The organism is Staphylococcus sp. 11007852 (assembly GCF_011394325.1).
GTDB classification, from domain to species: Bacteria; Bacillota; Bacilli; order Staphylococcales; family Staphylococcaceae; genus Staphylococcus; species Staphylococcus agnetis.
In genome coordinates this window covers 1-20700 of record NZ_JAANBJ010000005.1, presented here as the reverse complement: position 1 = coordinate 20700, position 20700 = coordinate 1, and the positions used below count along the sequence as shown (strand labels likewise).

Sequence of the window (20700 nt, the reverse complement as noted above, 5' to 3'; positions counted from 1 at the left end):
TTTGATGATCGCTTACCTGAATTATTTGGCCACATGCGTGAAGATGATTTATTAATCATTACAGCAGACCATGGAAATGACCCAACGGCAGAAGGGACAGACCATACACGCGAATATATTCCAGTGTTATGGTATAGTCCGAAATTTAAAGAAGGCCGTGCATTAGAAACTGATACAACGTTCAGTTCTATTGGCGCCACGATTGCGGATAACTTTGGTGTCAAAGCACCAGAGTATGGTCGCAGTTATTTAAAAGATTTAAAATAAAAAGCGTATAGACATCCACGTTCATATGCATATATAAATTGCCTACAGCGTTTATCCCAAAAGGAACGCTGTAGGCTATTTAATTACAGTAATAAGGTTATGAAAAATTAGGATTTCACAACTTCTTGACCGCGCTTATTCCAAGTGAAGATAAAGCTTACCATCGCAAGCACACTGATAACTGTTAATAAGATGAAACCGGCATCCCAGCCATATGCATCTACAACAATACCCATAATGATATTTGCCATCACAGCGCCACCGAGATAACCGAATAAACCAGTTAAACCAGCGGCAGTTCCAGCAGCTTTTTTAGGTACATAGTCTAGCGCTTGAAGCCCAATTAACATTACAGGACCATAAATTAAAAACCCAATTGCGATTAATGCCATGTTGTCGACCCAAGGGTTTCCTGGTGGGTTTAACCAGTAAACAATAACAGCTACTGTTACCCCCAACATGAAAATAAATCCTGCAGGACCACGACGCCCTTTAAATACTTTATCTGAAATATAACCACAGAGTAATGTACCAGGTATACCGGCCCATTCATAAAGGAAATATGCCCAACCGGATGCTTTTAAATCAAATCCTTTCGCTTCATTTAAGAAAGTAGGTGCCCAGTCTAGTACGCCATAGCGGACAAAATAAACAAAAATGTTTGCGATTGCAATCATCCATACCCATTTATTATTTAAAACGTAATTGAATAAGATTTCTTTTGTAGTCAGTTCAACTTCTAACGTTTCATGTGAATGACTTGGATAGTCGTTACGATGATGTTCAATTGGAGGTAAGCCCACCGATTGAGGTGTATCACGAACGAGTACATATGAGAAAAAGGCGATGATGAGTGCGATAAGAGCAGGATAAATAAAGACCCCCTCAAAACCTTTTAAATAGCCAAATGACAATGTACCAGTTAAAGCGACGCCAGCTAGTGCGATAGGGGCCATTAACCCACCACCAACATTATGCGCAACGTTCCAAATGGCAGTTTTACTACCACGCTCACTTACACTAAACCAGTGTACCAACACACGGCCTGATGGTGGCCATCCCATACCTTGGAACCAACCGTTCAAAAATAATAAAATAAACATGATTGAAATGCTTGATGTTAATGCTGGAATGAAACCCATTAATAAATTCACAATTGCAGACAAAACGAGTCCAAGCGTTAAAAATATTCGTGCATTACTCCGGTCACTGACCGTCCCCATCACAAATTTACTAAACCCGTATGCTATTGATATCGCGGATAACGCGAAACCCAGTTCAGCTTTACTGAAACCTTCATCGATTAAAGCCGGCATTGCGAGAGAGAAATTTTTTCTTAATAAATAATAGCCCGCGTACCCAAGAAATATTCCAAGAAAAACTTGAAATCTTAGTTTCTTATATGTATCGTCGACTTGCTCTTTGGGCAGTGGATCAATATGTCTAGCGGGTTTTAAAAAGTTCGCCATATTCAACCTCCTGATGTCAAAATAAAATGTATACTTTATAAACTGAAAACGTTTACGTTTAATATAATCATAGTTATTGGCAATATTATTGTCAATAAACTTTTTTAATATAATTATTAATTATTACGTTTGGTTAATAGCAATCATTTACGATAAGGATGTCTAATAAATAATTTTGAATCAACATAAATCATTTTTATCATGTGGGAAAGATTTATTTAAAAAGTGAAAATGTTTGAAGGGGTAAGGGGATAGAAACGACTATATTAAAAAAACCAACAACATTCATATGACTATGAACCTTGTTGGCGATGACATTTAAACCTTATAAACGAGATTTGAATCATTACATATCATGATATTTTAAGCATGACCTAACCGCTGCTAACATCCCGTTGTTTTGTATGACATGCGGATTATTGAGTGGAAGGAATATAGTGATGCACTTCTAAATAATTAATGATATATTGAACGCTACTTTCTATAGATGTTTGTTCTGTATCGATAACAATTTCAGGATGTTCGGGGGCCTCATAGGGAGCGCTAATACCGGTGAATTCAGGAATTTCACCTTTTCTTGCTTTTTGATATAACCCTTTTGGATCGCGTTTTTCGCAAGCTTCCACGGAGGCTTTTGTGTAAATTTCGATAAATTCTCCGTCTTCTACAATTTCTCGTGCGCGATCACGGTCCGCTTTATATGGAGAGATAAAGGCCGTAAGTGTGATTAACCCGGCATCTACCATTAATTTACTCACTTCAGCAATGCGACGAATATTTTCTTGGCGGTCTTCTGGACTAAATCCTAGGTTATTGTTTAATCCGTGGCGGACATTATCCCCGTCAAGACGATAGGTATTTAAGCCGCGTTCAAATAGTGCTTTTTCTAATGCGACAGAGATTGTAGATTTTCCTGACCCGGACAGGCCAGTAAACCATAGAATGGCGCTTTTATGGTTATGGCGTGCTTGGCGTTCAGCTTTTGTGATTTCTGAATCATGCCAAGTAATGTTTTGGGACTCAGACATATGAAACAGCTCCTCTTATTTGGATTCTCTTAAGCCTCTAATAAGTACTTCAGCAACTTCTGGACGTGAAAATTCTTTTGGTAAAGGTTCGCCGTTACGTAATTTTTCACGGACTTTCGTTCCACTGAGGTGAAGATGGTGTGAACTGTCGTGTGGACAAGTTTTGGCTGTTGCCATATTGCCACACGCTTTACAATAAAAGGCATGTTCAAATTTTAAAATTTGAATGCCAAGTTCCGCTTCAAATTGAGAGATGAATTCTTGCGCTTCATAAGTGCCGTAATAATCGCCCACCCCTGCATGGTCACGGCCGACAATAAAGTGTGTACAACCGTAGTTTTTACGTACAGTCGCATGGAGCACAGCTTCACGAGGACCTGCATAACGCATCGCGGCAGGGTAAATCACGAGACGTGCACGGTCTTCTGGATAGTAATTTTTTAAAATCACTTGATAGCTTTCCATACGGACATCTGCTGGAATGTCGTCTGATTTTGTTTCACCAACAAGAGGATTTAACAACAAGCCATCGACAATTTCAAGCGCTGATTTTTGAATGTATTCGTGTGCGCGATGGACAGGGTTACGTGTTTGGAAGCCGACCACGGTGTTCCAACCTAAATCTTGGAAGAGTTGACGTGTTTCTGAGGGATCGTAATGAAAATCAGTAAATGCATCATGTTTTGGACGATGGATTAAATGAATCGGTCCCGCTAAGTAAACGTCGCCTTTTTCAAAAACTTTTTTAACACCTGGATGTGCTTCTTCTGTTGTGCCATAAACGAGGCGAGCTTCTTTTTCTTTATTATACGTGTATTTTTCTGTCAGTTCTAAAATACCGTATAATACGTTGTCTTCACCATAAAGCGCAATGTTTTGACCGATATCTAACGCATCAGCTTCTGTTTGTGTGACAGGTAATGTAATGGGAATACTCCAAACTAAGCCATTGTCTAGATGGACCTTTTCAATGACGTTAAGATAATCTTTTTCACCCATAAACCCTGTCAGTGGACTAAAACCACCGATACCGATCAATTCAAGATCGGATAAACTCCAAGGGTTTAAAGTCACTTTAGGAAGTGCTTCTGCCGTTTCTAACCAATGTTGGCGTTGTTGTGTTGAAACTTCACGGTTAATCAGTATTCCGCCGTGCGGTTCAATTGTTTGAATGCTTGTTTGATTTGACAATGAAAGTCCCTCCGTTAATTGAGATGGCTGTGACTTTGTTTTGAAAAGGCCATCTTTTTATTTTTTTGAATCATCCAGATGATCAGGATGATGAAGATAATAATAATCGCTAAACGACACAAGACAACGACATTTGAATTAAGGTGGAAATAGCCTAATAATGCATTACTGTTCGTAAAAATAATTAGGCCGCTGACGCAAATGGCCAAAATGTTAACAGGTAAGATCTTAACAAGATAGGCCGCAATAGGCGCTGCGAGTACGCCTCCTATAGCAAGAGCAATTACTGTGCCCCAGTTAATATTGCCGAATCCTAAAAAGATGATGAAACTGATGGATGCGGACAATGTAACGAAAAATTCACTGGCAGAAACGGTCCCAATGACGTAACGGGGTTCTAATTTTTTAGTTGATAAGAGCATCGGTGTATTGACCGGGCCCCAACCGCCACCGCCCATCGCATCTAATAAACCGGCGATGAAGCCTTGTGGGATAGTATAGCGTCGCTTCAAACGTTGGTTGAACTTTGATTCAGAAAGATGATTACGTTTAAATAAAAATTGATACAAGATGTAAATCCCCATTGAGAGTAAAAATAGGGCGATGTATGGACGAATTACTTCGCCATGAATATTTGACAAAAGTGCGGCCCCAATAAAGGCAGCGACGGCACCCGGCAACGCCAAACGCCACATGGTTGGTTTATGCACATTATCAAATTTCAAATGAGATGTACCTGAGACGAACGTTGTTGCGATTTGAGAAAAGTGTACCGTTGCTGAAACAATCGCAGGGGTAATCCCAAACGTCAATAATATAGATGATGACGAAGCACCAAACCCCATGCCGAGCGAGCCATCAACGAGTTGGGCGACAAAGCCTGCGAGCGCAAAAATCAGTATTTTTTGCATCGATTTGACCTCCTTTTTGTCAAAATGGATTCCTTACTTATAACGGTTGGCGTAATGCGGTAAGAGAGACTTCTTGGAACCAACTGAGTTCCTCTCTTAAGCGCACCACTTCACCGACAATTATCATGGCCGGATTTTTAATATGTGCCGCGCGTTCGACAATGGTCGATAACGTCCCAACTTCTGTTTGTTGTTGTTCCGTTGTTCCGAGATGAACGAGCGCGACAGGGGTGTCGGCGGATTTGCCATGTCTTAACAACAACGCACATATGTCGGGTAGTTTTTTAACCCCCATATAAATGCATAATGTGTCAGAACCTTGTGCCAGATGTTGCCAATAGTTCTCTGTATTTACGCCTTTTTGTGTCACGGCTGTCACGAATGTGACAGAAGAACTGTAATCACGATGCGTGACAGGAATGCCGGCGTAGGCTGGCGCGGCAATACCGGATGTGATGCCAGGCACAATCTCAAATGGAATGTGATGGTCATTTAAAATTTGTGCCTCTTCACCGCCACGTCCGAAAACGAATGGGTCTCCGCCTTTGAGTCGGGTTACTGTGTAGCCTTTTTGTGCTAAAGTCACCATGAGTTGATTCGTCTCTTCTTGAGGCATGGCGTGACGATAAGGGTCTTTACCGCAGTACAAGTGTTTCGCCTTTGGTGACGCATAGGCTAATAATTGTTCATTAACGAGACGGTCGTATAAAATGACGTCTGCGTTTTCAATGGCTTTTAAGCCTTTTACTGTAATTAATTCGGGATCCCCCGGGCCTGCGCCTACAATGTTTACCTTTCCAGTCATATCCTCACGCCTTTCAAAGTGTTGTCATTATCTTAAGCTTGAACATTTTTATGAAAATCTTGGCCATCATGTGTTTTTTCAATTATGCCTGCGCGAATGACAAAATCACCAAAATGTTCGTTTTCTTGTTTTTCTTTACCGTATTGAAGTAAAATCGGACGTAAACTGTCTAAAATTTCAGTTTCACCAACATTTTCTTTATAGAGTTTGCTCAAGCGGTCACCTTTAAAGCCGCCGCCGAGATAAAGGTTATATTTACCAGGGCCTTTACCAATAAAGCCGATTTCAGCAAGGGCAGGGCGTGCACAACCGTTTGGACAACCCGTCATACGAATTGTAATGTCTTCTTCACGAAGACCTGCTTCATCTAAAATATCCTCGATTTTAGAAAGCAGTGAAGGCAAGTAACGTTCAGATTCAGCCATAGCAAGGCCGCATGTTGGAAATGCGACACAAGCCATAGAGTTACGACGGAGTCCTGTGTCACGTTGACCGTCAGAAATATCGAATTCTTCGATGATAGCTTCAATGGCAGGTTTATTTTCAGGTGTAATATTAGCAATCACTAAATTTTGGTTCGGCGACAAAATAAATTCACCGGTATGCACGTGCGCAATTTTTCTGAGTGCGGTTTTTAGTTTATAATCTTCAGTATCTTTGACGCGACCGTTCTGGATGAATAGCGTATAATGCCAATGGCCATTGCCTTCTGTCCAACCGTAACGGTCACCATTGTGGTCAAAATGGAAGTCACGTGCAGTTTCTATGCCATAGCCTAAACGTGTATGAAGTTCTTCAACAATTTTTTCGACGCCTAGTCGGTCAACTGTATATTTGAAGCGGGCTTGTTTTCGGTCTTGACGGTCACCGTAATCGCGTTGAATCGTCATGATTTTTTCGCAGACATCTACAATGTTTTCTTTCGCTACATAGCCTATCACTTTTCCAATTTGCGGGTAGGTACGCGTATCGCCATGCGTCATGCCCATGCCACCACCGATAACGATATTAAATCCCTTGAGCGCTTCTTCTTCAACAATGCCGATAAGACCAATGTCTTGTGAATAGACATCGATGTCATTGGAAGGGGGCACCGCAATACCGATTTTAAATTTACGTGGTAAATAGCGTTTACCGTAAATCGGTTCCACTTCTTCTTGCGTATCAACGACTTTTTCACCATCTAGCCAAATTTCATGATAAGCACCTGTCCGTGGGAGTAGATGATTACTAATTGCTATCGCATAGTCATTGATTTCTTTTTGGACTTGCGATTGGTAAGAGTTCGGATTACACATCACGTTACGGTTCACATCGCCACACGCCGCAATAGAATCAAGCACTGCTTTGTTAATGCTTTGCATTGAATGTTTTAAGTTACGTTTTAAAATGCCGTGAAATTGAAAGGCTTGGCGTGTTGTTAATTTCAACGTGCCATTGGCATATTGGTCGGCAATATCATCCATCGCAAGCCATTGTTCAGCCGTCGCTTTACCCCCGGGTACACGTACACGAATCATAAAGCTGTAGGCCGGTTCTAATTTTTGTTTACGGCGTTCATCGCGTAAATCTCTATCGTCTTGCATGTAGCTTCCGTGGAATTTGAGTAATTTCGTATCATCTTCAGAAATCGCTCCAGTTAACGGATCTTGTAGTCCTTCAACAATCGTGCCACGAAGATACTGACTACGGTATTTAATAAATTCCATTGCGTCTAACTTTTCATCCAATTCTTGCGCGATTTGTGCATGATCTTTAGCCATTGTCTTCATCCTTTCTATTGATGATTAATAAACGTCGCGTTGGTAACGTTTATCTTTTTTCATTTGTTTTAATATGTCCTCAGCTTCTTCTAGCGATATATGACGCATTCGAGAAATGACGTTTACAATGGTTTGGTGAACGTCATGAGCCATATGTTTTTCATCCCCACAAATGTAAATAGAGGCGCCGTCTTCTAGCCATTGATTGAACGTTGCCGCATTTTCTTGAATGCGATGCTGCACGTACACTTTTTCCTCCGTATCACGTGAAAAGGCGACGTCCATTTTTTCTAAATAGCCATCTTTTAACCAAGATTGCCATTCCGTTTGATATAAGAAGTCGGTCGTAAAATGTTGTTCTCCGAAAAAGAGCCATGTATGACCTTTCCAGTCGCGTGCCTCACGGTCTTGTAAATGCGCTCTAAAAGGTGCTACACCTGTTCCAGGACCAATCATAATGACTTTCTGTTCAGGGTCTTTCGGGAATTTAAAATTCGGATTGTGTTTTAAATACACAGGGACCGTATCACCCGGTTGCAATCTTTCAGCAAAGTGTATCGAACACACGCCATGACGTTCACGTCCATGGGCTGTATAACGTACCGCACCAACGGTTAAATGCACTTCATCTGGTTCAAGTTCGTAACTGCTAGCAATAGAATATTCACGTGGTGGCAATTTGCGTAACACTTTATATAAATCTTCTGGTGCTAAATCTGTTGTCACGTAGTCATTAAGCAAGTCGATAAAATCTCGGCCTTCGATATAGGCTTTTGTTTCTGCTTTATCATCTGTGAGTGACGACAAGTCATCGTTACCAAAATGTGCCGCCGCATTTTCAATGAGGGGAACGGTCAATTTAGAAATTTCGAAATGGTGTGTTAAAGCTTCTTCAAGTGGAAGCGAGTCACCTTCTTCATTAATTTGTGTCGATGTATCTTTTTCCCATCCGAGTGCTTCAATGAGTTGTGTCACCAATTGAGGTGCATTTTGTGGAAGAACCACTAAGCAATCCCCAGCTTCATAGCTTTCATTCATATCTTCAATAGATAACTCGATGTGGCGTGTTTCTTTGTTTGAGCCTCGACCGTTCAGTGAGATATTTTCTAACACTTCAGCTTGATAAGGATGCGCTTTAGAATGTTTTGTTTCGCTTTCTCTTTGAACAGTTTCACTCACGAGTTCTTGCGAAGACGCTGTGCTACTCGTTTGGTTGTCTAGGGCGTTAATGACATTCGCAATCCATTTTTCAGCATCTGCTTCGTAATCGACATCACAATCGACACGGTCGTATAAACGTGTGGCGCCGAGTTCGCTTAACTTGGCGTCAAAGTCTTTACCTGTTTGACAAAAATATTCATACGTGACATCCCCTAAGGCGAGGACGCTATAGCGTAAACCGTCAAGTTTAGGGGCTTTGCGACTATGTAAAAATTCATGAAGTTCTAAAGCGTTATCAGGGGGATCTCCTTCCCCTTGGGTTGAAGTCACGATGAGCACATCTTCTAACTTTTTAAGTTCTTTCGGTTTGATTTCATCCATCGCTTTTTTCGTAATATCAAAGTTGAGTGATTTCAAACGTTCTTCAAATAAATCAGCAAGACTTTGGGCGTTACCTGTTTCAGAACCGTAAAGCAGTGTTAACGTTCTGTTTGCTTGCGGTGATGCTGCTTGATTGGCTTCTGTGACGTGAGACGTTTCAGACACGTGCGAAGTTTCAGGACTGTTGACGACTGCAGCTTGAGAGGCATCAACAGGACTTCTTTCGGCGCTTGAGTAGGTTAAATAGCCACTCAACCAAATCTTTTGATCTGTTGTCAACGTGTCTAACACGGCATTCAATTGAGTCGCTTGTGCTTCTGTAAAAGGGCTATTTGTAACTTTTAATTTCAATGATTTCACCTCGATTAATACTTAAATGCATATCGGATTAATATGGATTATGATTAAAAAATTAAGGATGTGTCGTATGCAAACCACACTCCGTTTTCGTGGCGCCTTGCCAACGACCGGCACGTGAGTCTTGGCCTTTAAAAACAGAAGATGTACACGGCATGCATCCGATGCTCGGATAATTTTGGTCATGAAGTGTGTTATATGGAAGGTCATGAGTTTTAATGTAGTCCCAGACTTCATCTTCAGTCCAATAAATGAGCGGACATATTTTAATTGATCTGAAACGTTCATCTTTGTTAATAAAGTTCGTATGTGCGCGACTTTCGGATTGTGCACGGCGTAGTCCAGATATCCATGCTGTTGCGCCATTTAAAACTTCTTCTAAGGGTTTAATTTTACGGATATAACAACATTGGTTAGGGTCATGACGCCACAATGCGGGCTGATATTGATTGGCTTGCGCTTTCAACGAGAGGTTAGGTTTTTTCATTTTAATACGTAATTCGGGATAACGTGATGTCACGCGGTCAATGAGGTCGTAGGTTTCTTGAAAGTGTAAATCAGTATCTAAAAAAACGAGTTGCGCATCGGGTTTAACTTGAGAAATGAAATCAATCAACACCATACTTTCAGCCCCAAAGCTACAAGCATATACGAGATCATCTTGGTAGGTTGTATACGCCCATTTTAATAAAGGGAGCGCACCTTTCGTTGAATCGTCACCAAGTTCATCTATAAAAGGATCAGTTTGAAACGTCTCGTAATTGATAGGGTTTACCACCATATGATATGAACCTCCTTTTAAAACATAGTCAATAACTCGGAATATCATGGTACTAATGTACCGGTGTTAACGATTAAAGTCAACCTATTTTGTCGGAATTAAAAGTTATTATTTCTGAAAATACATGAAAAACCCCAGTAGAGTGGTATATGGGGCGTTTATTTTAAATTGAAAATAATGGGGCGAGCGGTGTATCGGCATGAAAGTAACTAACCAGCAATTAAACGTATAATTATTTTTAGAATATAGTAAAGGGTTTGGCGTGAGTTGACGTTTCGTTATGCGTTATAATAAATTTGGAAACATTAACAAAACAGGGAATCATTCGTTGTTCCCAATGAGGTGATCATTATGAAAAAACTGATTCAAGAGAAAACACATTTTTTACAAGACATGCTCGACGGTTTGAAAATCACCCACCCCGAATTAGATATAGTGGCGGATACCGTTGTTGTACGTCAGACTAAAAAACAATCGGGCGTCGCTTTAGTGTCAGGCGGTGGCAGCGGTCATGAACCGGCACATGCAGGATTTGTGGCAGAAGGGATGTTAGATGCTGCGGTATGTGGCGAGGTCTTCACATCTCCAACACCGGATAAAGTGCTTGAAGCGATTAAAGCTGTTGATAATGGTGATGGTGTATTGTTAATTGTTAAAAATTATGCTGGCGATGTGATGAACTTCGAAATGGCACAAGAAATGGCTGAAATGGAAGGGATTCAAGTTGAAACAGTGATTGTTCGCGATGATATTGCTATTGATGCTATAGACCAACGTCGTGGTGTAGCAGGAACAGTGCTTGTTCATAAATACGCTGGATATTTATCTGAAAGTGGTACAAACCTGACAGATATAAAAGCTAAAGTAGAAGCTTTTTTAGAAGGTGTGCGCTCTATTGGTATGGCGTTGACACCACCAGCTGTGCCAACAACAGGTCAGTATGGCTTTGATATAGAAGATACAGAAATGGAAATTGGAATCGGTATTCATGGCGAAAAAGGATTAGAACGTACGCATGTAGAACCGATTCAGGACATTGTGACACGCTTAATTGATAAATTAGAGACTGAAGTTGATGCAACAGATTTAATTGTAATGGTTAACGGTATGGGAGGTACGCCACTTTCTGAACTTAATATTGTGACGAAATATGTATCAGAGGTTTTTGAAGAAAAAGGAAAAACAGTGAAACGCTGGTTTATTGGTGATTATATGACATCTTTAGATATGCAAGGATTTTCACTTACGGTAGCGCCGTTTGATCAAGGCCTCGTGGAAGCGTTAAACGCACCAACTACGAGTCATTATTTTAATAATTAAGGAGGACATCAAGATGAATGCACAACAATTGAAAGCACGTTTACTTGATTTAGCAACAACATTTAAAAACGAAGAAGCGCATTTAACAGCATTAGACCGTGCTATCGGCGACGGTGACCACGGTGTAAATATGTTGCGTGGCTTTGAAGCTCTAAAAGATAAATTAGACGATCAATCAGTCGAAAGTATTTTAAAATCTACTGGAATGACATTAATGTCGAATATTGGCGGGGCTTCTGGTCCGCTTTATGGTTTTAGTTTCGTAAAGATGGCACAAGTTGCGAAAGATGACATTGATCATGAAGGTCTTGTAGCGCTATTAACGGCATTTTCAGAAGCGATTGCAGCACGTGGAAAAGTATCAGGCGGCGAAAAGACAATGTATGATGTGATACATCGAGCACAAAAAGCAGTGGAAAATGGTGAGACAGTGACACTTGAAACACTTCAAAGCTATGCGGATGATACGAAAGATTTAGTGGCAACAAAAGGGCGTGCCGCATACTTTAAAGAAGATTCTAAAGGCCATGTTGATCCGGGTGCTCAAAGTAGTGTCTATATCTTAAACGCGCTGATTGGAGAGGATTAAGATGACAAGTTTAATTATCGTAAGTCATAGTAAAAAAATTGCTGAAGGTACGAAAGAACTATTAGGTCAAATGTCTCCAGACGTGGATGTCATTGCAGTCGGTGGTGCAGATGGGGAGATTGGGACATCGTTTGATGCAATATCAGATGTGTTGGCGCAACTTGAAAACGATGCATTGTGTTTCTTTGATATTGGTTCAGCAGAAATGAATCTTGATATGGCGATTGAAATGTATGCAGGGCAATATCGCATTGAAAAAGTCTCGGCACCTATCGTGGAAGGGAGCTTCCTAGCGAGCGTATCCTTAACGACGAACGGTGACTTTGATCAAGCGATTGAAGCGGTAAAAGAAGAATTTGATAAATAATGATTGAGTGAAACGGGTTGTAGCAAGATGCAACCCGTTTTTTATGTGATACAAATATAAAAATTATCGTTCAGACTTTCTTGAAATAGTAGTGTGAAAACAAAAGGTTTAAAACGTATTCACTCCATTGAATAATTCACTATGTGAACATATTAATTATATTTATTATTCGAATGTCTCATAAATATATGTGTCATGTTAAGTTGTAAATGTTATAATATTGTAAAACGGTAAGGGGTTTGAACACCAAGGGAGATACTTTCATGCCGTAGGAAACATCAAAAGAAGGGACGTTTGAAAGATGCAATTTGTTACGTTAACGTCGGAAGAATTCGAAACATTTGCACAGGCGCATTTTTCACATTATACACAAACTGTGTCACATTATTTATTCCGAGAAAGACAAGGGGTCGCGCATCTAGTTGGTGTTAAAGATGATCAACACAATGTGATTGCAGCATGCTTATTAACAGAAGCACGATGCTTAAAGTTTTTTAAGTATTTTTACACGCAGCGTGGACCAATCATGGATTTTAATAACTTTACACTTGTGCAATTTTTCTATCATCATTTAACTACATATTTAAAAAAACAACGCTGTTTATATGTATTGACTGACCCGTATTGGTTAGAAAATATTAGAGATGCGAAAGGGAATATTATAAAATCTTATGATAACCAAGCACTCATTCAAGTGATGCATAAACTCGGTTATGAACATCAAGGCTATCCAGTAGGCTATTCAACTTCAAGTCAAATCCGGTGGTTGTCGGTCCTAGACTTAAAAGATAAGTCGATTGATGCATTACTCAAAGAAATGGGCTATCAAACACGACGTAACATTAAAAAGACCTATGAAATGGGTGTCGAAGTCATGACGCTTCCATATGAAGAGACAGAACGTTTTTTCAAATTATTTCGTATGGCTGAAGAAAAACACGGCTTTAAGTTCCGTGATTTGGCATATTTCGAGCAGTTACAAGATATCTACGGTGAGCGCATCATGCTGAAGTTAGCTTATATTGATTTGAATAAGTTATTAACCGCGTATAAAGACCGTTTGGACGAATTAAATCAACAACTAACTGAAGTAGAAGCTGTTTTAGCAGAAAATAGTAATTCGAAAAAAACGAAAAACAAATATCAACAACTGCAACAACAGGTTGCGAGTCAACAAAAGAAAATAAAAGAGACAGAAGCGCGTATCGCATCAGATGGTGAGGTGCTCGATTTAGCAGCCGCTGTCTATATTTATAATGACCATGAAGTATATTACCTTTCAAGTGGGTCAAACCCTAAATATAATGCGTATATGGGGGCATACCGCTTGCAATGGGAAATGATTCAATTTGCCAAAAATTACGGTATTGACCGATATAATTTTTATGGAATTACAGGAGATTTTTCTGAGGATGCGGAAGATTACGGTGTGCAACGTTTTAAAGAGGGATTTAATGCACACGTTGAAGAGTTTATTGGTGATTTTATCAAACCAATTATGCCACTATGTTACCGCTTATATCAACTAATTAATCGATCTTAAACAAAGGTGATAATTCTGTAGATCTTGGCTGGTTAACAACATATATAGATTCAATGACGTGTATATTGACGTAAAATTATACGCCTTCAAAGTGCATCATTTAAGACTTTGAAGGCGTATTTATTGGAGTAAACTGAGCGACCGTTCGATGGATTAATTAATCTTTTTAACAACTTCTGATTTTAAGCCAATTTGACCAAAACCTGGAATTTTACAGTCGATATCATGTCCATCTTCAGGATCTACAAGTCGAATGTTTTTCACTTTTGTTCCTTGTTTAATTGTGCTAGACGCACCTTTCACTTTTAAGTCGCGAATGACCGCAACAGTGTCGCCATCTTTAAGTTCATTGCCATTGGCATCTCGGATAATCGCAGCTTCTTCTGCTTCAGCCACAGATTCTGGTGTCCATTCATGTGCGCACATCGGACAAACATACAAAGCGCCATCTTGGTATGTGTATTCTGATCCACAGCTAGGACAATTAGGTAACGCAGTTGTCATAATGATGACCTACTTTCTTAAATTTTAGTTTCTTTATTAATCTAGCATAGAATGGTGTAAATGTGTGTATCAATTTTTAGAAAATGTTACGATAAAATTATAATATTATGAAAATGATTTTTGTATTCGACGTCATCGCAATATAAAATCTAATAAGAAAAAGGTGATGAGATGGCAACATTAAACGTATTGAATCCATCGACAAATGAAATCGTAGACACGCTAGACTATACCCAAGAATCAGATATTAATGCGCAAATTGACAAAGCGCATCAAGCATTTTTCTCTTGGAGAAAAGTGGATGCGCATGAACGTTCACGTTTATTATGGGCGTGGTCATCTTTAATTAAACAACACAAAGATGAACTGGCACGTCTGATTACATTAGAGGGTGGAAAACCACTCAAAGAAGCACAAGGTGAAGTCGACTATGCGGTGTCTTATGTCGACTGGTATGCCGAAGAAGCCAAACGCACCTATGGACGCACAATACCAGCGCATACCCCAGATAAAAAGATCATTATTGATAAATTTCCAATTGGTGTTGTTGGTGCGATTACGCCGTGGAATTTTCCTGCGGCCATGATTACACGAAAAATGGCTCCAGCGTTAGCGGCAGGGTGTACCATTGTGTGTAAACCCGCTGTCCAAACCCCGCTCACGACGAAACGTCTCGTGGAACTCGCACACGATGCCGGAATTCCAAAAGATGCCATCAGTTATATTGTCGCAAGTGGTAAAGATGCCGGACGGTTGTTTAATGAACATCCTCATATTAAAAAATTAACGTTTACAGGGTCAACACCAGTAGGGAAAAAGTTAATCGAACAAGCTGCAGCAACTGTGAAAAATGTCACGATGGAACTCGGTGGTTTAGCACCCATTATTGTGCATAAAGATGCGGACATTGAACTTGCAGTAGATCAAACCATTGCATCCAAGTTTAGAAATGCAGGACAAACGTGTATTTGTGCCAACCGCATTTATGTTCATGAAGCCATTGCGGAAGAATTTGAAACACAGCTCATCGAAAAAGTTCATGCGTTGAAAGTAGGAGACGGTTTCGACGCTACTGTTACAGTAGGCCCGTTAATCAATGAAGATGCGGTTGAGAAAGTTTTAAATCACATTGAAGATGCAGCGACACATGGTGGCACGTTATCACGCTCTTTAGATGACATTAAAATCGGAGGCAATTTCTTAAAGCCGGTAGTTATTACACATGCCAATCAACAGATGAAATGCATGCATGAAGAGACGTTTGGTCCGATTGCCCCAGTGATGCGCTATCAACATTTAGATGACGCGATTCAAATGGCCAACGATACTGAATTTGGCTTAGCTGCTTACTTCTTTACGAATGATTATCGAACAGGTCTCTATTTATATAATGAAATTGATTATGGTGTTATCGGTTGGAATGATGGTGCGCCATCAGCAGCGCACGCACCATTCGGTGGTATGAAAGAAAGTGGTTACGGGCGTGAAGGCGCGATAGAAGGTATTGAACCTTATTTAGAAACAAAATATTTATCAATTAACATTAAATAATTTGTATTCATAAGAAGTGTATACCGTGTTGAAGTTGATTGTATTTGTGCTGTTATTTTTAAATATTGCGTATATTACAATCGCATATCTTAAGAAAAAGGATGACATGATATTCATTATGAATTTCAACCAATTTTCAGAGGCGACACGCAATCGTGCGTGGACATATTGGTATATATACATCATCATGATTAATCTTGGATTAGGATTCCTATTTGCATCGATACTATTTAAGGGGGGGTGGTATATCCTAGTTATCGTATTGTGTACCATTATTGCTCTCTACGCATTTTATAAAATGAATCAACTAAAAAAGAAACGTAGGTGACCATCATAGATATCGCGAGTATTGTATCCATCATAATTATGATTTTTGTGGCAATATTGATACTCATCATTTATTTGAGAAAGTGTAATGCGCTCGTCGCAAATTTTGATATGTCTCAAATACCAAAAGCACATATTCAAACCGCATGGAATTTGTGGCTCGTGGTCGCATTGAGTGTGTTAGTGGCTGCCATCATCACGATTTTATTACGTGTAGTTTCTTCCAGTATACTTACCTTCGTGCCAGTAGTCATTGGCGTCGTCGTCATGACGATGTGCTTTATTAAAATTAATCAATATTGTAAACATTAATTGGATCCCTTCAACTGTTATGTATGTGTGCAACAGTTGAAGGGCTTCTTAGTTTGTGAATCATTTCCGTAACGTCTTTCTACATTCTGGGCTATAATAAAAATGGATTAGAAAAAAGAAACGGTGAGCCAATTATGAAACAAAACACTTCAAAACAAGTGAAAAAAGAATATTTAACCATTAATCGTAAGCGACATGGAATAATCATGGAGTCAAGAGATTGGTCAAATCCTGTCTTGCTCATTATTCATGGCGGACCAGGGTTTCCGTTGTATCCTTTTATGAGTGCACACGATGTTGATTTAACAGAATACTACACGGTTGTGTATTGGGATCAACCAGGTACAGGCATGTCCGGGGTACGCATAGCGCCAAGCATTCAATCGCTTGTTGAAGATGCCCATCAGTTGATTCAATATTTAACAACAACATTACACCAGTCAAAAGTATATTTAATGTGTCATTCGTTTGGTACGATTATTGGCACACATCTTGCGCATCAGTATCCGCAATGTATTGCGACATACATTGGTGTAGGTCAGTTAGGCCATGTCCTTAAAAATGAACATCGCATTTTAAATCAAATTAAAATGTTTGCGCGCCAAGAAGGCGACCATGAGGGGTTACAACTGTTAGAAAAAGTACGATTAGACTATGATTTTCACACTAATAAATATTATCGTCTATTAAGAGATTGGTATACTGCGCGTTATAAATCTGGTTTTTCAAGCAGAGGGTATGGGCTGTTGAAAATGATTCAAGTTATTTTAAAAACACCGCACTACACATTACGTGAACGTTTAAATATTTTTCGAAGTGGTCTTGTGGGGTCACCACACCTCAATCGAGAGATGACACATACAAATTTATTAGATATTGCCCAGGAAATATGGGTGCCCATTGTCATTATGCAAGGTGTACATGATATGCAGACAACGCTTGAAGAAAGCAGGATTTTTTTTGAGAAGTTAGGGTCTCGATATAAGCGTTATTACTATTTTCAAGACGCAGCGCATGCGCCTTTTGTCGATGAAACGGAAAAATTTTTATTTATTATGAAAGAAATTATTGACCCTCACGCGACGTGATACATTACATTCAAAGTATGGAGGTGACATGATGACACGTTATTCTACAGGGGAACTTGCCAAATTATTTGGGATATCAGCACGCACGTTACAGTATTATGATGAAAAAAATATTTTGAAACCTGCCTTAACGAAAGACAATCAGTATCGTGAATATAGTGACGAAGAAGTCCAAAAATTAAAAGCGATACTTTTACTAAAAAAATTGGGATTTAAATTGAGTGCGATTGCTAAAATTGTTGAAGAACAACATGCATTAAAAACTGTAAAAATGTTGCTAGATGACAATATGGAACAGCTAGAACAAGACATCCATCAAAAACAAGCACAATTAAAGGAGATGAAAGCGATGAATAAAATGATTCATGACAATAGTGACTCTCCAATTACAAAGCTCAAAGATATTGATGCTGTACTAAAATCGAATCAAGATTTTCCATTCTTAACGTATAAAACAATTGGTATTGCAACAGGGGCAACGCTATTTGAATGGATGGCACATTATCAAAGTTACAAACATAAAAAAGTATGGCCATCAGTGCTAGGTATTACAAGCAGTATTGCCGCAGCGGTCTATATTACGAAAACCTATTACCAAAGTGTAAGTTACATGTGCCCAAATTGTCATCACGTATTTAAACCTGAATTTAAAGCGTGGTTGTTAGCACCACATACACCCCGGACACGTAAACTCACATGTCCAGAGTGTGGCTTTAAAGGCTATTGTTTAGAAGTCGTAGACCATGAAAAAGTGTAGTGATTAAGAGGTGCCATCAAGGTACCTCTTTTTTATCTGCATTGTATTGTAAGGATAATGCGTATTACTTCTTTTAAAATTTAGGAATTCATGATTTATGTTGTGCCGCATCATAATGCATACTTTGATTTGTAAGCGCTTTTAATTTCGTATTGATTCCTAATATGTGCTGCTATATGATGAGTATGTATTTAAAATCATTGAATGGAAGTGTTGGTATGAAAATCGTAGCGGTGACGTCTTGTCCAAATGGAATCGCGCATACGTATATGGCGCAAGAGAAGTTAGAACAAGCTGCGCATGAATTAGGGATTGATATAAAAGTAGAGACGCAAGGTGGCGTTGGCGTCGAAAATCGGTTGTCTGCTAAAGATATTGAAGAGGCAGATGGCGTCATTATCGCTGCTGATCGACAAGTGGATTTATCGCGTTTTCATGGCAAGTTACTTATTAATGAAAATGTACGAGCGGGAATTCATCATCCGAAAGATTTAATCGAGCGTATTCAACAGAAAAAGGCTTCTGTTTATCATAGTGAAACGCAAGATGAAAATGCAAAACTTTCTAGTGATGAAAAACAAAAACATAAAGGTATTCAACATGTGTATCAACATTTAATGAACGGTGTATCTTTTATGGTCCCGTTTATCGTTGTAGGGGGATTGTTGATTGCGATTGCATTATCACTAGGCGGTGAAAAAACGGCAACGCAAGGGATTGTCATTCCTGATGATTCTTTTTGGAAGCCTTTTGAAAAAATAGGGGCGTTAGCGTTTAGTTTTATGGTACCCATTCTTGCAGGGTATATTGCGATGAGTATTGCGGATAAACCTGGACTCGTACCGGGTATGATTGGTGGCGCGATTGCTGCAGATGGTAGTTTTTATGGCAGTGATGCGGGCGCTGGATTTTTAGGAGGAATTGTCGCTGGTTTTCTTGCGGGTTACATTGCGAAATGGATAAAACAGGTGAAAGTACCTAAAGCGATGGCGCCTATTATGCCAATAATTATTATTCCAATTATATCGTCCATTATCGTGGGCCTCATTTTTATTTATGTGATTGGGGCGCCTATCGCTGGTATTTTTGCAGGTTTAACGGCTTGGCTTAAGGGCATGCAAGGGGCGAATATTGTGATTTTAGCGATGATCATTGGCGCCATGATTGCATTTGATATGGGTGGTCCAGTTAATAAAGTCGCATTTTTATTCGGCTCTGCTTTAATCGCTGAAGGCAATTATAGTGTCATGGGTATGGTTGCGGTTGCTGTGTGTACACCGCCAATTGGTCTGGGTATCGCAACTTTTATGAATCGCCGTAAATTCAACCATAACGAAATTGAAATGGGTAAAGCGTCGTTCACGATGGGGTTATTTGGCATTACTGAAGGTGCCATACCTTTTGCGGCGCAAGATCCATTACGTATCATTCCAGCAAATATTATCGGTGCGATGGTTGCAGCTGTGATTGCGGCACTTGGTGGTGTAGGAGACCGCGTTGCGCATGGCGGTCCTATTGTTGCGGTATTAGGTGGAATTGATAAAGTAGTGATATTCTTTATCGCGGTGATTATAGGTAGCCTTGTAACGGCAGCACTGGTGCTTGTATTGAAAAAGCGGTCACCGATTGTAGCGACTGCTGGTGGGCATGAAACATCGATTGAAACTACTGAAAACACAGGGCATGCTGACGCGACAACAAATACGGATGCATCACAAACGCAATTGATTCATAAAAACACAACAATGATTAAAACGCAACCGATGACGCGAGATGAGGCAATCGAACACATGGTTTCAAACTTGGACAAACATGGTTATGTTAAAGATAAAGCAACATTAACGCGAGATATCTTTGCGCGAGAAGCAGAATCTACTACTGCGCTCGGCATGAACATTGCGATGCCACATGCGAAATCAGCAGGTATTAAAGAACCAGTAGTGTCAGTCCTAAAAAATAACGCAGGCGTGACGTGGGAAAGTTTAGATGGCACTGTTCCTCAAATTGTTTTTCTAATTACAGTGCCAGAACATAGTCACGATATGCACTTAAAGACACTCCAAAACTTATCACGCCATTTAATGGATGACGCCAAACGTGAAGCGCTACTCCAAAGTGAAACAGAAAATGTCTTGTATCAACATATGATAGAGATTATGAAATAAATACGTATTAAATGGAAAATGACAACCTCTAACGTTCATTTAAAATGAATGTTGGAGGTTTTT

General features: G+C 39.7%; 18 protein-coding genes and 1 pseudogene. 10 read left to right on the top strand and 9 right to left on the bottom strand.

Going from position 1 to position 20700, the window contains the following annotated elements; genetic code table 11:
* A pseudogene (locus G8Y85_RS01120) lies at positions 1–267 on the top strand (phosphopentomutase); the annotation flags it as partial.
* A gap of 107 nt (positions 268–374) precedes the next feature.
* On the opposite strand, the gene glpT reads toward G8Y85_RS01120, so the two are convergent.
* From glpT to G8Y85_RS01080, 8 genes are all read right to left on the bottom strand, one after another.
* Positions 375–1736: a glycerol-3-phosphate transporter gene (gene glpT, locus G8Y85_RS01115; RefSeq protein ID WP_085622754.1), complete on the bottom strand. Its 1362-nt coding sequence runs from the start codon at positions 1734–1736 to the stop codon at positions 375–377.
* Positions 1737–2152: 416 nt separating this feature from the next.
* Positions 2153–2764 carry an adenylyl-sulfate kinase gene (cysC, locus tag G8Y85_RS01110; protein WP_165805317.1) on the bottom strand — a complete coding sequence of 204 codons (612 nt, stop codon included), beginning with the start codon at positions 2762–2764 and terminating at the stop codon, positions 2153–2155.
* 15 nt (positions 2765–2779) lie between these two features.
* A complete protein-coding gene (gene sat / locus G8Y85_RS01105) occupies positions 2780–3955 on the bottom strand; it encodes a sulfate adenylyltransferase (protein WP_107401059.1) in 1176 nt (391 codons plus the stop codon).
* Positions 3956–3969: 14 nt separating this feature from the next.
* Positions 3970–4866, bottom strand: coding sequence for a sulfite exporter TauE/SafE family protein (locus tag G8Y85_RS01100; RefSeq protein ID WP_107401060.1), 897 nt, complete (start codon positions 4864–4866; stop codon positions 3970–3972).
* Between the two features lie 37 nt (positions 4867–4903).
* The gene (gene cobA / locus G8Y85_RS01095; protein WP_103345330.1) at positions 4904–5671 is read right to left on the bottom strand and encodes a uroporphyrinogen-III C-methyltransferase; all 768 of its coding nucleotides are present in this window, start codon (positions 5669–5671) and stop codon (positions 4904–4906) included.
* A gap of 32 nt (positions 5672–5703) precedes the next feature.
* Positions 5704–7434 carry an NADPH-dependent assimilatory sulfite reductase hemoprotein subunit gene (locus tag G8Y85_RS01090; protein WP_165805316.1) on the bottom strand — a complete coding sequence of 577 codons (1731 nt, stop codon included), beginning with the start codon at positions 7432–7434 and terminating at the stop codon, positions 5704–5706.
* A 24-nt stretch (positions 7435–7458) separates the two neighbouring features.
* A complete protein-coding gene (locus G8Y85_RS01085) occupies positions 7459–9327 on the bottom strand; it encodes an assimilatory sulfite reductase (NADPH) flavoprotein subunit (RefSeq protein WP_165805315.1) in 1869 nt (622 codons plus the stop codon).
* 61 nt (positions 9328–9388) lie between these two features.
* Positions 9389–10114 (bottom strand): phosphoadenylyl-sulfate reductase, encoded by a 726-nt coding sequence (locus G8Y85_RS01080; protein ID WP_103345333.1) that lies wholly within the window; start codon positions 10112–10114, stop codon positions 9389–9391.
* Positions 10115–10465: 351 nt separating this feature from the next.
* On the opposite strand from G8Y85_RS01080, the gene dhaK reads away from it, so the two are divergent.
* The 4 genes from dhaK to G8Y85_RS01060 all read left to right on the top strand — a co-directional run bounded on the left by dhaK (position 10466) and on the right by G8Y85_RS01060 (position 13933).
* The gene (gene dhaK, locus G8Y85_RS01075) at positions 10466–11434 is read left to right on the top strand and encodes a dihydroxyacetone kinase subunit DhaK (protein ID WP_103345334.1); all 969 of its coding nucleotides are present in this window, start codon (positions 10466–10468) and stop codon (positions 11432–11434) included.
* A gap of 13 nt (positions 11435–11447) precedes the next feature.
* Complete coding sequence (gene dhaL, locus G8Y85_RS01070; RefSeq protein WP_103345335.1) at positions 11448–12023, top strand: dihydroxyacetone kinase subunit DhaL; 576 nt, start codon at positions 11448–11450, stop codon at positions 12021–12023.
* A 1-nt stretch (position 12024) separates the two neighbouring features.
* Positions 12025–12390 carry a dihydroxyacetone kinase phosphoryl donor subunit DhaM gene (gene dhaM, locus G8Y85_RS01065; protein WP_103345336.1) on the top strand — a complete coding sequence of 122 codons (366 nt, stop codon included), beginning with the start codon at positions 12025–12027 and terminating at the stop codon, positions 12388–12390.
* A 301-nt stretch (positions 12391–12691) separates the two neighbouring features.
* On the top strand, positions 12692–13933 hold the full coding sequence (locus tag G8Y85_RS01060) for an aminoacyltransferase (RefSeq protein WP_165805314.1): 1242 nt from the start codon (positions 12692–12694) through the stop codon (positions 13931–13933).
* Positions 13934–14086: 153 nt separating this feature from the next.
* On the opposite strand, the gene G8Y85_RS01055 is transcribed toward G8Y85_RS01060, so the two are convergent.
* Positions 14087–14437: a zinc ribbon domain-containing protein YjdM gene (locus tag G8Y85_RS01055; RefSeq protein WP_060551855.1), complete on the bottom strand. Its 351-nt coding sequence runs from the start codon at positions 14435–14437 to the stop codon at positions 14087–14089.
* A gap of 171 nt (positions 14438–14608) precedes the next feature.
* On the opposite strand from G8Y85_RS01055, the gene G8Y85_RS01050 reads away from it, so the two are divergent.
* The 5 genes from G8Y85_RS01050 (at position 14609) to G8Y85_RS01030 (ending at position 20637) form a co-directional block, all read left to right on the top strand.
* Complete coding sequence (locus G8Y85_RS01050) at positions 14609–15988, top strand: NAD-dependent succinate-semialdehyde dehydrogenase (RefSeq protein ID WP_165805313.1); 1380 nt, start codon at positions 14609–14611, stop codon at positions 15986–15988.
* A gap of 438 nt (positions 15989–16426) precedes the next feature.
* Positions 16427–16627 carry a hypothetical protein gene (locus tag G8Y85_RS01045; RefSeq protein WP_165805312.1) on the top strand — a complete coding sequence of 67 codons (201 nt, stop codon included), beginning with the start codon at positions 16427–16429 and terminating at the stop codon, positions 16625–16627.
* A gap of 134 nt (positions 16628–16761) precedes the next feature.
* Positions 16762–17715 (top strand): alpha/beta hydrolase, encoded by a 954-nt coding sequence (locus tag G8Y85_RS01040; RefSeq protein WP_165805311.1) that lies wholly within the window; start codon positions 16762–16764, stop codon positions 17713–17715.
* A 28-nt stretch (positions 17716–17743) separates the two neighbouring features.
* On the top strand, positions 17744–18472 hold the full coding sequence (locus tag G8Y85_RS01035) for a MerR family transcriptional regulator (protein WP_165805310.1): 729 nt from the start codon (positions 17744–17746) through the stop codon (positions 18470–18472).
* A gap of 218 nt (positions 18473–18690) precedes the next feature.
* Complete coding sequence (locus tag G8Y85_RS01030; protein ID WP_165805309.1) at positions 18691–20637, top strand: fructose-specific PTS transporter subunit EIIC; 1947 nt, start codon at positions 18691–18693, stop codon at positions 20635–20637.
* Positions 20638–20700: the final 63 nt, after the last annotated feature.